This window comes from Pseudomonas sp. IPO3747 (assembly GCF_013385245.1).
Classification (GTDB): domain Bacteria; phylum Pseudomonadota; class Gammaproteobacteria; order Pseudomonadales; family Pseudomonadaceae; genus Aquipseudomonas; species Aquipseudomonas edaphica.
Window position 1 is genome coordinate 263,717 of record NZ_JACAQL010000004.1, and the last position, 15,450, is coordinate 279,166.

Below are 15,450 nucleotides of genomic sequence, written 5' to 3' on the forward strand. Positions count from 1 at the left end.
CACTATATGGACCACACATGCCTTCGCCTGCTCGCAAACGGCACCGAATGAGTCGCTAAAAATTAGCCAGATGGCACGAAACACCCTATTCAAGTTGGAGCAAGGATGAAGACCAAAACCATCGCGATTATTGGCGCAGGCTTCTGCGGCTCAGTATTAGCAGTGCATTTATTGCGTACCCCCACCTCCACTCCCGTTAAAGTCCTACTAATCAGTCGGCCCGGCGCTAAGGCCCGAGGGGTGGCCTACGGCACCCGCGCGTCTTCACATGTACTCAACGTACCCGCAGGCAGAATGAGTGCTCTGACTGACAATGACGACAGCTTTTACGAGTACGCAAAACGCCTTTATCCGGACGTCACCCCCGCCTCATTTGTCCAAAGACAACTGTATGGTGACTATCTAGAAGCATTGCTTAACGATGCCTCGCATAACGCGGCTCATGACAACGAGCTATGCAACGTGACTGGCGAGGTGCTGGAAGTAGTCCCCAATACAGAGAGCGACGGAGCTCGCGTCCTGATGAAAAATGGGGACCATTTTGATGTCGAGACAGTCGTCCTGAGCATCGGCAGCTGCGCTCGCCAACGACCGTCAACGACAGCAGAGAGTCAGACGTTTTACGAAGACCCGCGCTACATTCATGACCCATGGCAGGCCGAGTCGTTAGCCCGTATAGAAAAAAACAGCCCGGTGTTCTTGATTGGCAGCGGATTGACCATGCTGGACGTAGTACTTGACCTGCGCGATCGCGGACACCAGGGCATGATCCATGCAGTTTCTCGTCGCGGTCTATCCCCCCAACCTCACCGAGTACTGAGCTCACACCCCCAGTATGATGGCCAGCTGTCTCAACACATGCTTGAGCACTGCACAATACGCCACTATCTGCGTGAAGTTCGCAACGCAATAAAGCTTCAGGCGCTTGAGGGGGGCGATTGGCGTGACGTGATTGGCGGACTGAGATCCACCACCTCTCAACTGTGGCATGCACTCCCTATCCCCGAGCGACAACGCTTTTTGCGCCACGTACGCCCTTACTGGGACACCCATCGCCACCGCTGCGCACCGCAGGCGGGAGCACGCTTGCAGGCCGAGATTGACAGCGGCAGCCTCAATCTCTTCGCAGCACGGGTAACCGGCTACGAATCAAACTCGGAAGGCGTCAGCGTTCATATTCGCCGCCGCAAAGCAAAGAACGAGGAAAACATTAAAGTGGATGCCGTCATTAATTGCACGACACCAGCGTTTGATCTCCGACAATTGGACGATCCACTTCTCGAGTCGCTGCGAACTAGGGGCCTGCTGAAACCCGATGCACTAGGGACCGGCATGGAGATCACCCCTTCAGGCGCGCTGGTCAATAGCGACGGCGCGGAGTCGCGTTGGCTGTATTACGTCGGCCCCTTCCTACAAGCACGCGACTGGGAAGCCACCGCCGTACCCGAGCTACGGGAATACGTAAAGCGCATGGCGGACACCCTTGCTAGCGCACTCGTCCGTCAGTAATCCGCGAATCTTGCCCTCCTCCGCCCACAAAGGCGAAGGAGGGAGATACAGCCTGCTAACTTCTACGAAACACAACCCCCAACCCAACAACGATCAACCCCATCCCCAGCACGCTCAACAGCGCAAGCCGATTGCCAAAGATCAGGTAATCCATCACCGCCGTTACCGCCGGCACCAGGTAAAACAGGCTGGTGACATTCACCAGATTGCCACGCGCGATCAGTCGATACAGCAGCAGCGTCGCCAGCAACGACACCACCAGGCCCATCCACAGCACCGGCAGGTAAAAGCTCGCGCTTTGCTCAAAGTGGAACGGCTGGAACGGAACAAACACCGCGCACAGCAGCAGCCCTGCCACGTACTGCACCGGCAGTGTGCCCAACGGATTGTCGGTGATGCGTTTTTGCATGATCGAACCCAGCGTCATGCTGGCCAGCGCCAGCAAGCCGAACAGCATCCCGGCCAGGGACATACCCGACAGCCCGATGCCCTGATAGACCACCATGATCAACCCCGCCAACCCCAGCCCAAGGCCGAATAACCGGCTTAACGAGCGCTGACGCTCCATCAGCACCACCGTGAGGATCGGCTGCACGCCCATGATGGTGGCCATCATTCCTGGCGTGACTCTGAGGTCCAGGGCCAGCAGGTAGAAAATCTGATACGCGCCCAACAACACCAGGCCGGTCGCCGCCGCATACAGCATGGGTTTGCCGGGGCGCGGCAGTTTCAGCTTGAGCATTGGCACCAGGATGACCAGGCCCGCCAGGGCGATGGCAAAACGGATCAATAAGAAGGCAAAGGGTGAAGCGTGGGCCAGGCCCCACTTGGAGAAAATCGCCCCGCTGCTCCACAGCAGGACAAACAGGCTCGTCGAGGCCGCCGCGGCCACGGATTGTTTCGAAAGAACAGACATGGTTACCACCTGTCATCAGGCAAAAAAAGCCGATTCAGCAGACGCTGAGATTCAATAGGTTTTTTTCAGGCGGGCAGACGGGAACAGCAATTTGCTGATCAGCCCGAAATGCCGACACCCGGCGGTGATACGACTGCGTACACCGGCGTGCTACTGACAGGTGGGGGATAGTGACTGATCTGCGCAGGCTGCTTATTCGCGCACGGCACGACCACAGCGTTGACCGCTGAATCGACTACCGCTATGCGCTGGAAAGTTGGCATGTGCTGATCTTTTTGAAGGGATTGAGACCTGCGGACTATAACCAGCTGCCAAGCGATTTTGCAATCACTTCACCCAGGCGTTTTGCGTGGAAGAGTTTTCATGCCTGCAACGAAAGTCGGTCGCTATAATGCCGGCCAGTTTTTTTCAAGGATTTCACATGATTGCTCTGCCCTGGCTGTACCTGCTGCTTCTTTCCATTGGCTATGTACTGGCCTTGACCTACGGGCAACTGGGCATGCTGGCGGCGGTTTCCGTAGTCATGCTGCTGATTGCGGGTTACGCCGTGCGCCAGCAACGCAATCCTTGGGCGCGTTACCTCGGACACGGCTTGTTTATCGTGCTGGCGCTGGGCCTGGCGATGCATTGGTTGCCAGGTTTCTACAACGGCCGCGGGATCGCGCCTCAACGCTTTACGCCTGATTCGGTGCCATTTTCGATGTACCTCAACCAGGACAAACCGTTGATCGGCTTCTGGCTGCTGCTGGCCTGCCCCTGGATCGTGGCACGCAGGTCATTGCGCCTGTCGATCTGCGTGACTGCGCTGGCGTTGACCCTGACAGCCGTTGCAGCGTTGGGCGGCGCAATGTTGCTGGGGATGATCAGTTGGGCGCCCAAATGGCCGGAACAGGCGTGGTTGTGGGTATTGAACAACCTGCTACTGGTGACCCTGGTTGAAGAGGCGTTGTTTCGTGGCTACATCCAGGGCGGCCTGAGCGAGCGCTTCAAACACCTGCCTTATGGCGAGAATGTGGCGCTGCTGCTGGCCTCGCTGCTATTCGGTTTGATGCACCTGGGCGCAGGTTGGCACTGGGTATTGCTGGCAAGCATCGCCGGGGTCGGTTATGGCCTGGCCTATCGCTTTGGAGGGTTGGGCGCGGCAATCGCCACCCACTTCGGGCTGAACCTGCTTCACTTCGGGCTGTTTACCTACCCGATGCTGGCCGGCTGATTATTGCAAAAATAAGTTAAATAAAAGCCCGCAAGCGCCGATAACCCCTGAAAGCCTTGCGGATTGAACAACCATGCGTAATAACCAACCCGTTACCCAGCGAGAACGTACCTTCCCCGCTCAGCAACGGTTGATCTCCACCACGGATGCCAAAGGTGTAATCACCTACTGCAACGACGCTTTTGTCGAAATCAGTGGGTTCACCCGCGACGAACTGGTCCGAGCACCGCACAACCTGGTGCGCCACCCGGATGTTCCGTCGGCTGTGTTCGCGCACATGTGGTCCACGCTCAAACAAGGCTTGCCATGGATGGGCATCGTCAAGAACCGCTGCAAGACCGGCGATCACTACTGGGTTAACGCCTATGTGACGCCAGTCTTCGACGGCAACCAGGTGATCGGCTACGAATCGGTGCGCATCAAGCCCACCGCCGAGCAGATCCGCCGGGCCGAAGCGCTCTATCAACGCATCAACCAGGGCAAGTCCGCCGTGCCGCAGCGCGACAAGTGGCTGCCGGTGTTGCAGGACTGGCTGCCGTTTATCCTGGTCAGCCAGCTGAGCTTTATGATTGGTGCATCGCTCAATTCCCACTGGGGTTTTGCCCTGGCGGCGGGCCTGTCGGTGCCACTGGGCCTGCTGGGCCTGAGCTGGCAGCAGCGCGGCCTCAAGCGTTTGCTGCGTTTGGCCGAGCAGACCACGTCTGACCCGTTGATCGCGCAGATGTACACCGACAGCCGAGGCGCGCAGGCGCGGCTGGAGATGTCGATTCTCAGCCAGGAAGCGCGGCTGAAGACCTGTCTGACACGCTTGCAAGACACGGCTGAACACCTGAACGACCAAGCGGCGCAGTCCAATACCTTGGCGCATAACAGTTCCAGCGGCCTGGAACGCCAGCGTGTAGAGACCGAACAAGTAGCCACGGCGGTCAACCAGATGGCAGCGACCACTCAGGAAGTCGCCAGCCATGTACAGCGCACGGCGGACGCCACCCAGGAAGCCAATCGCCTGACCGGTCGCGGCCGCGACATCGCCGGGGAAACCCGCGAGGCGATCCAGCGTCTGTCGGTGGCCGTGGGCGAGACGGGTGTGACCGTCACCCAACTGGCCAAGGACAGCGATGAAATCGGCGGTGTGGTCGATGTGATCAAAGGCATTGCCGACCAGACCAACCTGCTGGCACTGAACGCGGCCATCGAAGCGGCGCGCGCCGGTGAGATGGGCCGAGGTTTTGCGGTGGTGGCTGACGAAGTTCGCCAACTGGCGCAGCGCACTGCCGAGTCCACCGGGCAGATCCATACGCTGATCGCCAAGCTGCAACACACCGCAGCGGCGGCCGTGCAAACCATGGACGCCGGGCATCGCCAGGCCGAAGAAGGTGTGGCGCGGGTGATGGAGGCGGATCAGGCGCTGGTGGGCATCAGTGAGGCGGTGGCCAATATCACCGACATGACGACGCAAATCGCTGCCGCTACCGAAGAGCAAAGCGCAGTAGCCGAAGAGATCAGCCGTAACATCAGCACGATTGCGCTGTTGGCGGATCAGACCTCGGAACAGGCGATGAACTCGGCGCAGTTGAGTGAGGAGCTGACGCACACCGCCAATACCCAGTATTCGCTGGTAGAACGTTTTAACCGGTAAATCGCTATCGCAGGCAAGCCAGCTCCCACATTTGAAGGTATTCACAATTCAAAATGTGGGAGCTGGCTTGCCTGCGATGGGGCCCTAACAGGCGCCCAAAAACCCAGCCACCTTCACCGCAGCCGCCTCCAAATGCTGCTCATGACCAAACCCCGAAGCCTTCAACGGCTTCAAATCATGATCCCCCGCCACCAGCCACATCACCTCGATGCTCGGTGACAGCGCATACCCTTCCACCGCCGCCCGATTACCCAGCGCATCGCGCTCGCCCTGCACAATCAACGTCGGCGTCTTCAACCCGGCCAGATGTTCGACTCGAGGTTTTTCCGGCTTGCCCACCGCATAAAACGGATAACCCAAACACACCAGCGCGTCAGCCCCCAGCTCATCGGCCAACAAACTGGCCATGCGCCCCCCCATGGACTTGCCGCCAACCGCCAGCTTCCCAGCGACATGACGTCGCACCTCGGCATACACCTCGCGCCAGCATTCGAGCAGTTTCGGCGCCGGGTTCGGCGGGCGTTTACCGCCGTCCACGCGGCGTTGAGCCATGTACGGGAACTCGAAGCGCAACACGTTCACGCCATGTCCGGCAAGGCGTGCAGCCATGTCGTTCATAAAGGCTGAGTCCATCGGTGCACCGGCGCCGTGGGCCAGGATCAGTGTCGCCGGCGCACGCGCGATAGACCCCGTCGCGGCATTCCACAACCAGCCATGTTCCCGTACACACTGCGCCCATTGATCCCCGTCAATACTGGCCTTGTGCTCTTTGCCCATGCTTGCCTCGCTTTTTAGTCTGCCTATAACTCCAGCCCAAGTGCCGCATTTGCTTGGGTTGAACCGTGGATGGGGAACCATGAACACTACTTTAAGTACCGCCTATAACTACAAGGTGGTCCGCCAATTCGCCATTATGACGGTGGTGTGGGGCATCGTCGGCATGGGGCTCGGGGTTTTTCTCGCCGCCCAATTGGTATGGCCTGCGCTCAACTTCGATTTACCCTGGACCAGCTTCGGCCGTTTGCGCCCGCTGCACACCAACGCGGTGATCTTTGCCTTTGGTGGCTGCGCACTGTTCGCCAGCTCGTTTTACTCGGTGCAACGCACCTGCCAAACCCAGCTGTTCGCGCCGAAAATCGCCGCGTTCTGCTTCTGGGGCTGGCAGCTTGTGATTGTGCTGGCCGCTATCAGCCTGCCACTGGGCTACACCACATCCAAGGAGTACGCCGAGCTGGAATGGCCGATCGCCATTCTTATCGCCGTGGTCTGGGTCGCCTACGGTGTGGTGTTCTTCGGCACGGTGATGAAGCGCAAGACCAAGCACATCTATGTCGGCAACTGGTTCTTCGGTGCGTTTATCATCACCGTGGCCATTCTGCACATCGTCAACCACGCGTCCCTGCCAGTGAGTTGGACCAAGTCCTACTCGGCCTATGGTGGTGCGACGGATGCGATGGTGCAGTGGTGGTACGGGCATAACGCGGTAGGCTTTTTCCTCACCGCAGGCTTCCTGGGGATGATGTACTACTTCGTACCCAAACAGGCCGAGCGTCCGGTGTATTCCTATCGCTTGTCCATCGTGCACTTCTGGGCGCTGATTACCCTGTACATCTGGGCCGGCCCCCACCACTTGCACTACACCGCGCTGCCGGACTGGGCACAGTCGCTGGGCATGGTGATGTCACTGGTACTGCTGGCACCCAGCTGGGGCGGCATGATCAACGGCATGATGACCCTCTCGGGCGCCTGGCATAAGTTGCGCAGCGACCCGATTCTGCGCTTCCTCGTGGTCTCCCTGGCCTTCTACGGCATGTCGACCTTCGAAGGGCCGATGATGGCCATCAAGACGGTCAACGCCCTCTCCCACTACACCGACTGGACCATCGGCCACGTACACGCCGGGGCGCTGGGTTGGGTAGCGATGATTTCCATCGGCGCGCTGTACCACATGATCCCGAAAGTCTTTGGCCGCGAGCAGATGTACAGCCTCGGCCTGATCAACGCGCACTTCTGGCTGGCCACCATCGGCACCGTGCTCTACATCGCTTCGATGTGGGTCAACGGCATCGCCCAGGGCCTGATGTGGCGTGCGGTCAACGAAGACGGCACCTTGACCTACTCCTTCGTCGAAACCCTGGTGGCCAGCCACCCTGGCTTCATCGTGCGGCTGGTGGGCGGTGCGATCTTCCTCAGCGGCATGTTGCTGATGGCTTACAACACCTGGCGCACCGTGCGTTCGGCGCAACCTGTCGAAGCCACTACCACTGCGCAGCTGGCCTGAGGAGTCGATGATGAAACACGAAACGATTGAAAAGAACGTCGGCCTGTTGATGCTGCTCATGGTGCTTGCCGTGAGCATCGGCGGCCTGACCCAGATCGTCCCGCTGTTCTTCCAGGACGTCACCAACAAACCGGTGAAAGGCATGAAGCCCTACACCGCGCTGCAGCTTGAAGGCCGCGACATCTACATCCGCGAAGGCTGTGTGCAGTGCCACTCGCAGATGATCCGCCCGTTCCGCGCCGAAACCGAACGCTACGGCCACTACTCGGTAGCCGGTGAAAGCGTGTGGGACCACCCGTTCCTGTGGGGTTCCAAGCGCACCGGGCCGGACCTGGCACGCGTCGGCGCACGTTACTCGGACGACTGGCACCGCGCGCACTTGTACAACCCGCGCAACGTGGTGCCGGAGTCGAAAATGCCAGCCTACCCATGGCTGGTCACGGCCCCGGTCGACAGCAGCCACACCGAGACCAAGTTGAAGGTGATGCGCACCCTCGGCGTGCCGTACACCGACGACGACATCAGTGGCGCCGTCGCCAGCCTCAAGGGCAAGACCGAGATGGACGCGCTGGTTTCGTACCTGCAAGTGCTCGGCACTGCCATCAAGAGCAAGAGGTGAGCCATGGGATTTGAATTCGATGCGGGCACCATCCGCGGCCTTGGCACGCTGGTGGTCGCCATCGCCTTTATCGGCCTGTCGCTGTGGGTGTTCAACAACCGGCGCAATGCGGACTTCGAGCAGGCCCGCCTGCTGCCGTTTGCCGATGAACCTTCTCCATCCGACGCTCAAGAAGAGCCTGCAACAAGGAGCACCCGCCCATGACTACCTTCTGGAGTACATGGATCTGCGTACTGACCCTCGGCAGCCTGATCGGCCTGACCTGGCTACTGATCGGCACCCGCAAGGGCGAGACCAAGGGCAGCGTGGACCAGACCATGGGCCACGCCTTCGACGGTATCGAGGAATACGACAACCCGCTGCCCCAGTGGTGGTTCATGCTGTTCGCCGGCACCCTGGTGTTTGCCGTCGGCTACCTGATCCTCTACCCGGGCCTTGGCAACTGGAAAGGCGTGTTGCCGGGCTATGAAGACGGCTGGACCCAGACTAAGGAATGGGACAAGGAAATGGCCAAGGCTGATGCCAAGCTCGGGCCGATCTTCGCCAAATTCTCGGCCATGCCGGTGGAAGAAGTGGCCAAAGACCCGCAGGCGCTGAAAATGGGTGGGCGCCTGTTCGCCTCCAACTGCGCGGTGTGCCACGGCTCGGATGCCAAGGGCGCGTATGGTTTCCCGAATCTGGCGGACAACCTCTGGCGCTGGGGCGGCTCGGCTGAGGCGATCAAGGCCACGATCATGAGCGGGCGCCATGCGGCGATGCCGGCCTGGGGTGAAATCCTCGGTGAGGACGGCGTGAAGAACGTCGCCGCCTATGTGCGTCATGACTTGGCCAAGCTGCCATTGCCGGCTGACAACACGGCCGACCTGGTAGCCGGCCAAGCCGCGTTCAACACCACCTGCGTGGCGTGCCACGGCCCACAAGGCCACGGCATGGAAGCCATGGGCGCGCCGAACCTGACCGAGCCTGCCGGCTTCATCTACGGCACCAGCCTGGCCCAGTTGCAGCAGACCATCCGCCATGGTCGCCAAGGGCAGATGCCGGCGCAGGATGTACTGCAAGGCAATGACAAGGTGCACCTGCTGGCAGCCTATGTGTACAGCTTGTCCCACACCGCTGATGGCGCAACGCCAGAAAGCCAACCTGAGTAACTGCTGAATGCCTCCCCCTGATCAGGGGAGGCCCGCTTAACTGTGGCGAGGGAGCTTGCTCCCGCTGGGCTGCGAAGCGGCCCCAAAATCCTGGGAGCGCTACGCACTCCAGCGCGAGCAAGCTCCCTCGCCACAGGTTCACCTCGCGGCCAAGTGTCGCACCCTTCCCAAGTCCAACTTTCCCCTCCTCACTTTCGGGTCTACGCTTGTTCCCACAGTGGACCAATCCTGGCCTACGCGACGGTATTCGTTGCGCCCCTGAAAATTCCTGTCCACTTGATCAGCTTTCCATTTCCGATTTTGTCCCTACGTAAAACATGGAAAGGGCGCAGAATCTGGCTCGGAACGCATTGATACAGGTCAGTCATTGCGTTGCAATGGCCCCTCGCTTTCTACATACTTGCGGCCGATTTTACCTATAAAAAACCTAAACCGTGGAACCTTAGAATGAGCACAGCAATCAGTCCGACTGCTTATAACTATAAGGTCGTCCGCCAGTTCGCCATCATGACGGTGGTCTGGGGGATCCTTGGCATGGGGCTCGGGGTGTTTATCGCCTCGCAACTGGTGTGGCCGGAATTGAATTTCGGTTTGCCCTGGACGACCTTCGGCCGCCTGCGCCCGCTGCACACCAACCTGGTGATTTTCGCCTTCGGTGGTTGTGCGTTATTTGCCACTTCCTACTATGTCGTGCAGCGAACCTGCCAGACGCGACTGATCTCCGATGGCCTCGCCGCCTTCACCTTCTGGGGCTGGCAAGCCGTAATCCTCGGCGCCATCATCACCCTGCCGCTGGGCTACACCACCACCAAGGAATACGCCGAGCTGGAATGGCCGATCGCGATTTTGCTCGCCATCGTCTGGGTGACCTACGCCCTGGTGTTCTTCGGCACCATCGTCAAGCGCAAGACCAAGCACATCTATGTCGGTAACTGGTTCTACGGTGCCTTCATCCTGGTGACGGCGATGCTGCACATCGTCAACCACGCGTCGCTGCCGGTCAGCCTGTTCAAGTCCTATTCGGCGTATGCCGGTGCGACCGACGCGATGATCCAGTGGTGGTACGGCCACAACGCCGTAGGCTTCTTCCTCACCACCGGCTTCCTGGGGATGATGTACTACTTCGTGCCCAAACAGGCCGAACGCCCCATTTACTCGTATCGCCTCTCTATCGTGCACTTCTGGGCGTTGATCACCCTGTACATCTGGGCCGGTCCTCACCACCTGCACTACACCGCGCTGCCGGACTGGGCGCAATCGCTGGGCATGGCGATGTCGATCATCCTGCTGGCCCCAAGCTGGGGCGGCATGATCAACGGCATGATGACCCTGTCGGGCGCCTGGCATAAGCTGCGCACCGACCCGATCCTGCGTTTTCTGGTGGTGTCGCTGGCGTTCTACGGCATGTCGACCTTCGAAGGGCCGATGATGGCGATCAAGACCGTCAACTCCCTGTCCCACTACACCGACTGGACCATCGGCCACGTACATGCCGGCGCCCTCGGTTGGGTGGCGATGATCTCCATCGGCGCGCTGTATCACATGATCCCCAAACTGTTCGGCCGTGCGCAGATGCACAGTGTCGGGCTGATCAACACCCACTTCTGGCTGGCCACCATCGGCACCGTGCTCTACATCGCCTCGATGTGGGTCAACGGCATCACCCAGGGCCTGATGTGGCGTGCGATCAACGATGACGGCACCCTCACTTACTCCTTCGTCGAAGCGCTGCAAGCCAGCCACCCGGGCTACATCGTCCGCGCCATCGGTGGTGCGTTCTTTGCCAGCGGCATGCTGTTCATGGCCTACAACGTCTGGCGCACCGTGCGTGCTTCCGACCCGGTAGAAGCCGAAGCCGCCACCAAGATCGCCGTTGTGGGAGCTCACTGATGAAGCATGAAGTAGTCGAGAAGAACATCGGCCTGCTGGCCTTCTTCATGGTCATCGCCGTGAGCATCGGCGGCCTGACCCAGATCGTTCCGCTGTTTTTCCAGGACGTGACCAACAAACCCGTAGAAGGCATGAAGCCGCGCCCAGCGCTTGAAGTTGAAGGCCGTGACGTGTTCATCGCCAACGGCTGTGTGGGTTGCCATTCGCAAATGATCCGTCCGTTCCGTGCCGAAACCGAACGCTACGGCCACTACTCGGTTGCCGGGGAAAGCGTCTGGGACCACCCGTTCCTGTGGGGCTCCAAACGGACCGGCCCGGACCTGGCCCGTGTCGGTGGTCGTTACTCCGATGACTGGCAGCGTGCGCACTTGTACAACCCGCGCAACGTGGTGCCTGAGTCGAAAATGCCGGCGTACCCGTTCCTGGTGGAAAACAAGCTCGACGGCAAGGACACCGCCAAGAAACTCGAAGTCTTGCGCACCCTGGGCGTGCCCTACACCGATGAAGACATCGCCGGTGCAGCCGCTGCCGTGAAGGGCAAGACCGAAATGGACGCACTGGTGGCCTACCTGCAAGGCCTTGGCACCATCATCAAAAGCAAACGGTGATCTTCATGGATATCGGGATGATTCGTGGCCTGGGCACCGTTGTGGTGATGGTGGCCTTTGTCGGCCTGGCGCTGTGGGTGTTCAGCCCGCGCCGCAAGTCGGAGTTTGACGACGCGACCATGCTGCCCTTTGCAGATGATCCCGAGGCCATCAAGCACGTCGAGCAAGCTTCTAGGAGTAACAAAGAATGACTACGTTCTGGAGTCTGTACGTCACAGTCCTCAGTCTGGGTACCATTTTCGCCCTGACCTGGCTGCTGCTGTCGACCCGCAAGGGCCAGCGCACCGAGCAGACGGACGAGACCGTCGGCCACTCGTTCGACGGCATCGAGGAGTACGACAACCCGCTGCCCAAATGGTGGTTCATGCTGTTTGTCGGCACCATCATCTTCGCCCTCGGCTACCTGGCGCTGTACCCCGGCCTTGGCAACTGGAAAGGCCTGCTGCCGGGCTATAACTACCTCGACAACGACAAGCAAACCCCTTTCGCCAACGGCCAGACCGGCTGGACCGGCGTGCACGAATGGGAAAAGGAAATGGCCAAATCGGACGCCAAGTTCGGCCCGATCTTCGCCAAATTCGCTGCAATGCCGATTGAAGACGTCGCCAAAGACCCGCAAGCCTTGAAGATGGGTGGCCGCCTGTTCGCCTCCAACTGCTCGGTGTGCCACGGCTCCGACGCCAAGGGCGCCTACGGCTTCCCTAACCTGACCGACGCCGACTGGCGCTGGGGCGGCGAACCAGCCACCATCAAGGAAACCATCATGAAAGGCCGCCATGCGGTGATGCCGGCCTGGGCCGATGTCATTGGCGAACAAGGCGTGGCCGACGTGGCGGGCTTTGTGGTGACTAACCTCGATGGCCGCAAACTGCCGGAAGGCGCCAAGGCCGACGTGGCCAACGGCGCGAAACTGTTCGCCGCCAACTGCGTGGCCTGCCACGGCCCGGCCGGTAAAGGCACGCCAGCAATGGGCGCGCCGGACCTGACCCACCCGGGTGCATTCATCTACGGCTCAAGCTTCGCGCAATTGCAGCAGACCATTCGTTATGGCCGTCAGGGCCAGATGCCGGCGCAGGAGTTGCTGCAAGGCAATGACAAGGTGCACTTGCTGGCAGCGTATGTTTACAGCCTGTCCCATGGGGATAAGCAGGCTGAGGAGCAGTAAGCTCTCGGCAAACGACAAAGCCCCGCAGTGCGGGGCTTTTTTTATGCCGGGCTGGTTTTCTGCCGGGCTGGGGCGATTGCAGCGCATGACCATTCGGAACCTTGCACTTGCTGCGCGCCGACGCAAAGTAGTAACGTTACTACATTAAATTTGCCGAAGGGGAATACCCCATGACCATCACTACCATTTCCAGCCGTGAATTCAATCAAGACACAAGTGGTGCCAAAAAAGCCGCCAGTAAAGGTCCGGTTTTTATCACCGATCGCGGCAAGCCTGCCCATGTACTGCTAAGCATTGAGGACTACCAGAAACTGACAGGTTTGAACGTCGACATCGTTGACCTCTTGGTGATGCCGGAAGCGGCCGAAATCGACTTCGAAACCGAACGCGCCGTGATCACCCACCGACCTGTGGACCTCTCTTGATGTATCTACTCGACACCAACGTAATCTCCGAACTTCGCAAACCCCAGGCCGACGCTAGAGTAGTAGCCTGGGCAAAAAGTGTTATCGCTCCGCGCATGTTCATCTCGGCCATTACGCTGAAGGAATTGGAAACCAGTGTACTGCGCATGGAACGCCGAGACCCGGTTCAGGGGAAAGTGTTACGAACATGGCTCAAACTCCACGTGATGCCAGCGTTCGATGCCAGGATACTGCCGGTTGATGCCGCCGTTGCGCTGCGTTGTGCCGATCTGCATGTGCCGGACCAGGCCAACGAAAGTGACGCGTTGATTGCCGCAACGGCTCTGGTGCACGGGCTCACCGTGGTGACGCGCAACGTCAGTGACTTCATGTCCAGCGGTGTGCCTCTGATCAATCCATGGGACGAATGACCTGCCTACCGGCAAAAACCGGCCATACTTCACAAGTCAATTGATCCAGATCACGTACACCATCAATTGATTTCCCCCAACGCGACCAAAGGTCGCACCCTTTACACAGCACCGGAGGCGTATCATTACGCCACTGCAACACCCTGTTTTTGACCCCGGTTGGCACGTACTGGCCGAGGCAAATCTCCACCGCCGTGGGATGCAATGATGAGCAACCAGATACCGGTACATGACGTTACCCCGCCTGCCAAAAACGCCAGCAGCACTGTCGACCTCTACGCCTCGCGCGAGAAAATCTACACCCGCGCCTTTACCGGCCTGTTCCGCAACTTGCGCATGGTCGGTGGCGCCGCTCTGTTCTTGTTGTACTTCGGCACCGTGTGGCTGAACTGGGGTGGCCACCAGGCCGTCTGGTGGAACCTGCCGGAACGCAAATTCTTCATTTTTGGCGCCACTTTCTGGCCTCAGGATTTCATCCTGCTCTCGGGCATTCTTATTGTGGCGGCCTTTGGCCTGTTCTTTATCACCGTGTACGCCGGGCGCGTGTGGTGCGGTTATACCTGCCCGCAAAGCGTATGGACATGGATCTTCATGTGGTGCGAAAAGGTCACCGAAGGCGACCGCAACCAGCGCATCAAGCTCGACAAGGCGCCCATGGGCGCGAACAAATTCCTGCGCAAGTTCAGCAAGCACACGCTGTGGCTGCTGATTGGCTTTGTCACCGGCATGACCTTCGTCGGCTACTTCTCGCCCATCCGCGAGCTGGTGTTCGACTTCTTCACCGGCCAGGCCGATGGCTGGTCGTATTTCTGGGTCGGGTTCTTCACCCTGGCCACCTACGGTAACGCCGGTTGGCTGCGTGAGCAGGTGTGCATCTACATGTGCCCGTATGCGCGTTTCCAGAGCGTGATGTTCGACAAAGACACCCTGATTGTTTCCTACGACCCGCGCCGTGGCGAAGTGCGTGGCCCGCGCAAAAAAGGCATCGACTACAAGGCCCAGGGGTTGGGCGATTGCATTGACTGCACGATGTGCGTGCAGGTGTGCCCCACCGGCATCGACATCCGTGACGGCCTGCAAATCGAGTGCATCGGTTGCGCCGCGTGTATCGACGCCTGCGACAACATCATGGACAAAATGGACTACCCGCGCGGCCTGATCAGCTACACCACCGAGCACAACCTGTCCGGGCAGAAAACCCATAAGTTGCGCCCGCGCCTGATCGGTTATGCCTTGGTGCTGCTGGCGATGATCGGCCTGTTGGCCGGTGCATTTTTCATGCGCTCGCTGGTGGGCTTCGACGTCAGCAAAGACCGCGTGCTCTACCGCGAAAACGCCGAAGGCCGCATCGAAAACGTCTACAGCCTGAAAATCATGAACAAGGACCAGCGCGACCACACTTACGTGCTCGATGCCTCGGGCCTGCCGGATCTCAAGCTGCAAGGCCGACGCGAGATCAAGGTCGCCGCCGGGGAGATCTTCACGATGCCGGTAGAGCTGTCCAGCGCCCCTGAGCAACTGCCATCGAGCACCAACGAGGTGAAATTCATCCTCAAGGATGCCGACGACGACAGCGTCCACATTGAAGCCAAGAGCCGATTCATCGGCCCACAAGTCCGCTAATAAC

At 59.6% G+C, this 15,450-nt stretch carries 16 protein-coding genes; 14 read left to right on the plus strand and 2 right to left on the minus strand.

Going from position 1 to position 15,450, the window contains the following annotated elements; genetic code table 11:
• The first annotated feature begins 105 nt into the window (after window positions 1-105).
• Window positions 106-1,509 (plus strand): FAD/NAD(P)-binding protein, encoded by a 1,404-nt coding sequence (locus tag HX790_RS08145; protein ID WP_017134820.1) that lies wholly within the window; start codon window positions 106-108, stop codon window positions 1,507-1,509.
• Window positions 1,510-1,564: 55 nt separating this feature from the next.
• On the opposite strand, the gene HX790_RS08150 is transcribed toward HX790_RS08145, so the two are convergent.
• Complete coding sequence (locus HX790_RS08150; RefSeq protein WP_176991420.1) at window positions 1,565-2,425, minus strand: DMT family transporter; 861 nt, start codon at window positions 2,423-2,425, stop codon at window positions 1,565-1,567.
• A gap of 421 nt (window positions 2,426-2,846) precedes the next feature.
• Here HX790_RS08150 and HX790_RS08155 point away from each other — a divergent pair, with 421 nt between their 5' ends.
• The gene (locus tag HX790_RS08155; RefSeq protein WP_026013506.1) at window positions 2,847-3,638 is read left to right on the plus strand and encodes a CPBP family intramembrane glutamic endopeptidase; all 792 of its coding nucleotides are present in this window, start codon (window positions 2,847-2,849) and stop codon (window positions 3,636-3,638) included.
• Window positions 3,639-3,711: 73 nt separating this feature from the next.
• Entirely contained in the window at window positions 3,712-5,277 is a 1,566-nt protein-coding gene (locus tag HX790_RS08160; protein WP_056861515.1) for a PAS domain-containing methyl-accepting chemotaxis protein, read from the plus strand.
• 84 nt (window positions 5,278-5,361) lie between these two features.
• Here the strand turns inward: HX790_RS08160 and HX790_RS08165 are convergent, their stop codons facing one another.
• Complete coding sequence (locus tag HX790_RS08165; protein WP_138454380.1) at window positions 5,362-6,054, minus strand: alpha/beta family hydrolase; 693 nt, start codon at window positions 6,052-6,054, stop codon at window positions 5,362-5,364.
• Window positions 6,055-6,133: 79 nt separating this feature from the next.
• Here HX790_RS08165 and ccoN (HX790_RS08170) point away from each other — a divergent pair, with 79 nt between their 5' ends.
• From ccoN (HX790_RS08170) to ccoG, 11 genes are all read left to right on the plus strand, one after another.
• A complete protein-coding gene (gene ccoN, locus HX790_RS08170; protein ID WP_099548824.1) occupies window positions 6,134-7,558 on the plus strand; it encodes a cytochrome-c oxidase, cbb3-type subunit I in 1,425 nt (474 codons plus the stop codon).
• 10 nt (window positions 7,559-7,568) lie between these two features.
• Window positions 7,569-8,177: a cytochrome-c oxidase, cbb3-type subunit II gene (gene ccoO / locus HX790_RS08175; RefSeq protein WP_176991421.1), complete on the plus strand. Its 609-nt coding sequence runs from the start codon at window positions 7,569-7,571 to the stop codon at window positions 8,175-8,177.
• Window positions 8,178-8,180: 3 nt separating this feature from the next.
• Window positions 8,181-8,381: a cbb3-type cytochrome c oxidase subunit 3 gene (locus HX790_RS08180; RefSeq protein ID WP_017134814.1), complete on the plus strand. Its 201-nt coding sequence runs from the start codon at window positions 8,181-8,183 to the stop codon at window positions 8,379-8,381.
• Window positions 8,378-9,325 (plus strand): cytochrome-c oxidase, cbb3-type subunit III, encoded by a 948-nt coding sequence (gene ccoP / locus HX790_RS08185; protein ID WP_176991422.1) that lies wholly within the window; start codon window positions 8,378-8,380, stop codon window positions 9,323-9,325. The genes HX790_RS08180 and ccoP (HX790_RS08185) overlap by 4 nt, the downstream gene beginning before the upstream one ends.
• 447 nt (window positions 9,326-9,772) lie before the next feature.
• On the plus strand, window positions 9,773-11,215 hold the full coding sequence (gene ccoN, locus HX790_RS08190) for a cytochrome-c oxidase, cbb3-type subunit I (protein ID WP_176991423.1): 1,443 nt from the start codon (window positions 9,773-9,775) through the stop codon (window positions 11,213-11,215).
• Entirely contained in the window at window positions 11,215-11,823 is a 609-nt protein-coding gene (gene ccoO, locus HX790_RS08195; protein WP_053257425.1) for a cytochrome-c oxidase, cbb3-type subunit II, read from the plus strand. The genes ccoN (HX790_RS08190) and ccoO (HX790_RS08195) overlap by 1 nt, the downstream gene beginning before the upstream one ends.
• Before the next feature lie 5 nt (window positions 11,824-11,828).
• A complete protein-coding gene (locus HX790_RS08200; protein WP_005790274.1) occupies window positions 11,829-12,014 on the plus strand; it encodes a CcoQ/FixQ family Cbb3-type cytochrome c oxidase assembly chaperone in 186 nt (61 codons plus the stop codon).
• On the plus strand, window positions 12,011-12,988 hold the full coding sequence (gene ccoP, locus HX790_RS08205; RefSeq protein WP_017134812.1) for a cytochrome-c oxidase, cbb3-type subunit III: 978 nt from the start codon (window positions 12,011-12,013) through the stop codon (window positions 12,986-12,988). Before HX790_RS08200 ends, ccoP (HX790_RS08205) begins: the two co-directional genes overlap by 4 nt.
• A gap of 170 nt (window positions 12,989-13,158) precedes the next feature.
• Entirely contained in the window at window positions 13,159-13,413 is a 255-nt protein-coding gene (locus HX790_RS08210; protein WP_017134811.1) for a type II toxin-antitoxin system Phd/YefM family antitoxin, read from the plus strand.
• The gene (locus tag HX790_RS08215; protein ID WP_169984890.1) at window positions 13,413-13,823 is read left to right on the plus strand and encodes a type II toxin-antitoxin system VapC family toxin; all 411 of its coding nucleotides are present in this window, start codon (window positions 13,413-13,415) and stop codon (window positions 13,821-13,823) included. Before HX790_RS08210 ends, HX790_RS08215 begins: the two co-directional genes overlap by 1 nt.
• 207 nt (window positions 13,824-14,030) lie before the next feature.
• Window positions 14,031-15,446: a cytochrome c oxidase accessory protein CcoG gene (ccoG, locus tag HX790_RS08220; RefSeq protein ID WP_017134809.1), complete on the plus strand. Its 1,416-nt coding sequence runs from the start codon at window positions 14,031-14,033 to the stop codon at window positions 15,444-15,446.
• Window positions 15,447-15,450: the final 4 nt, after the last annotated feature.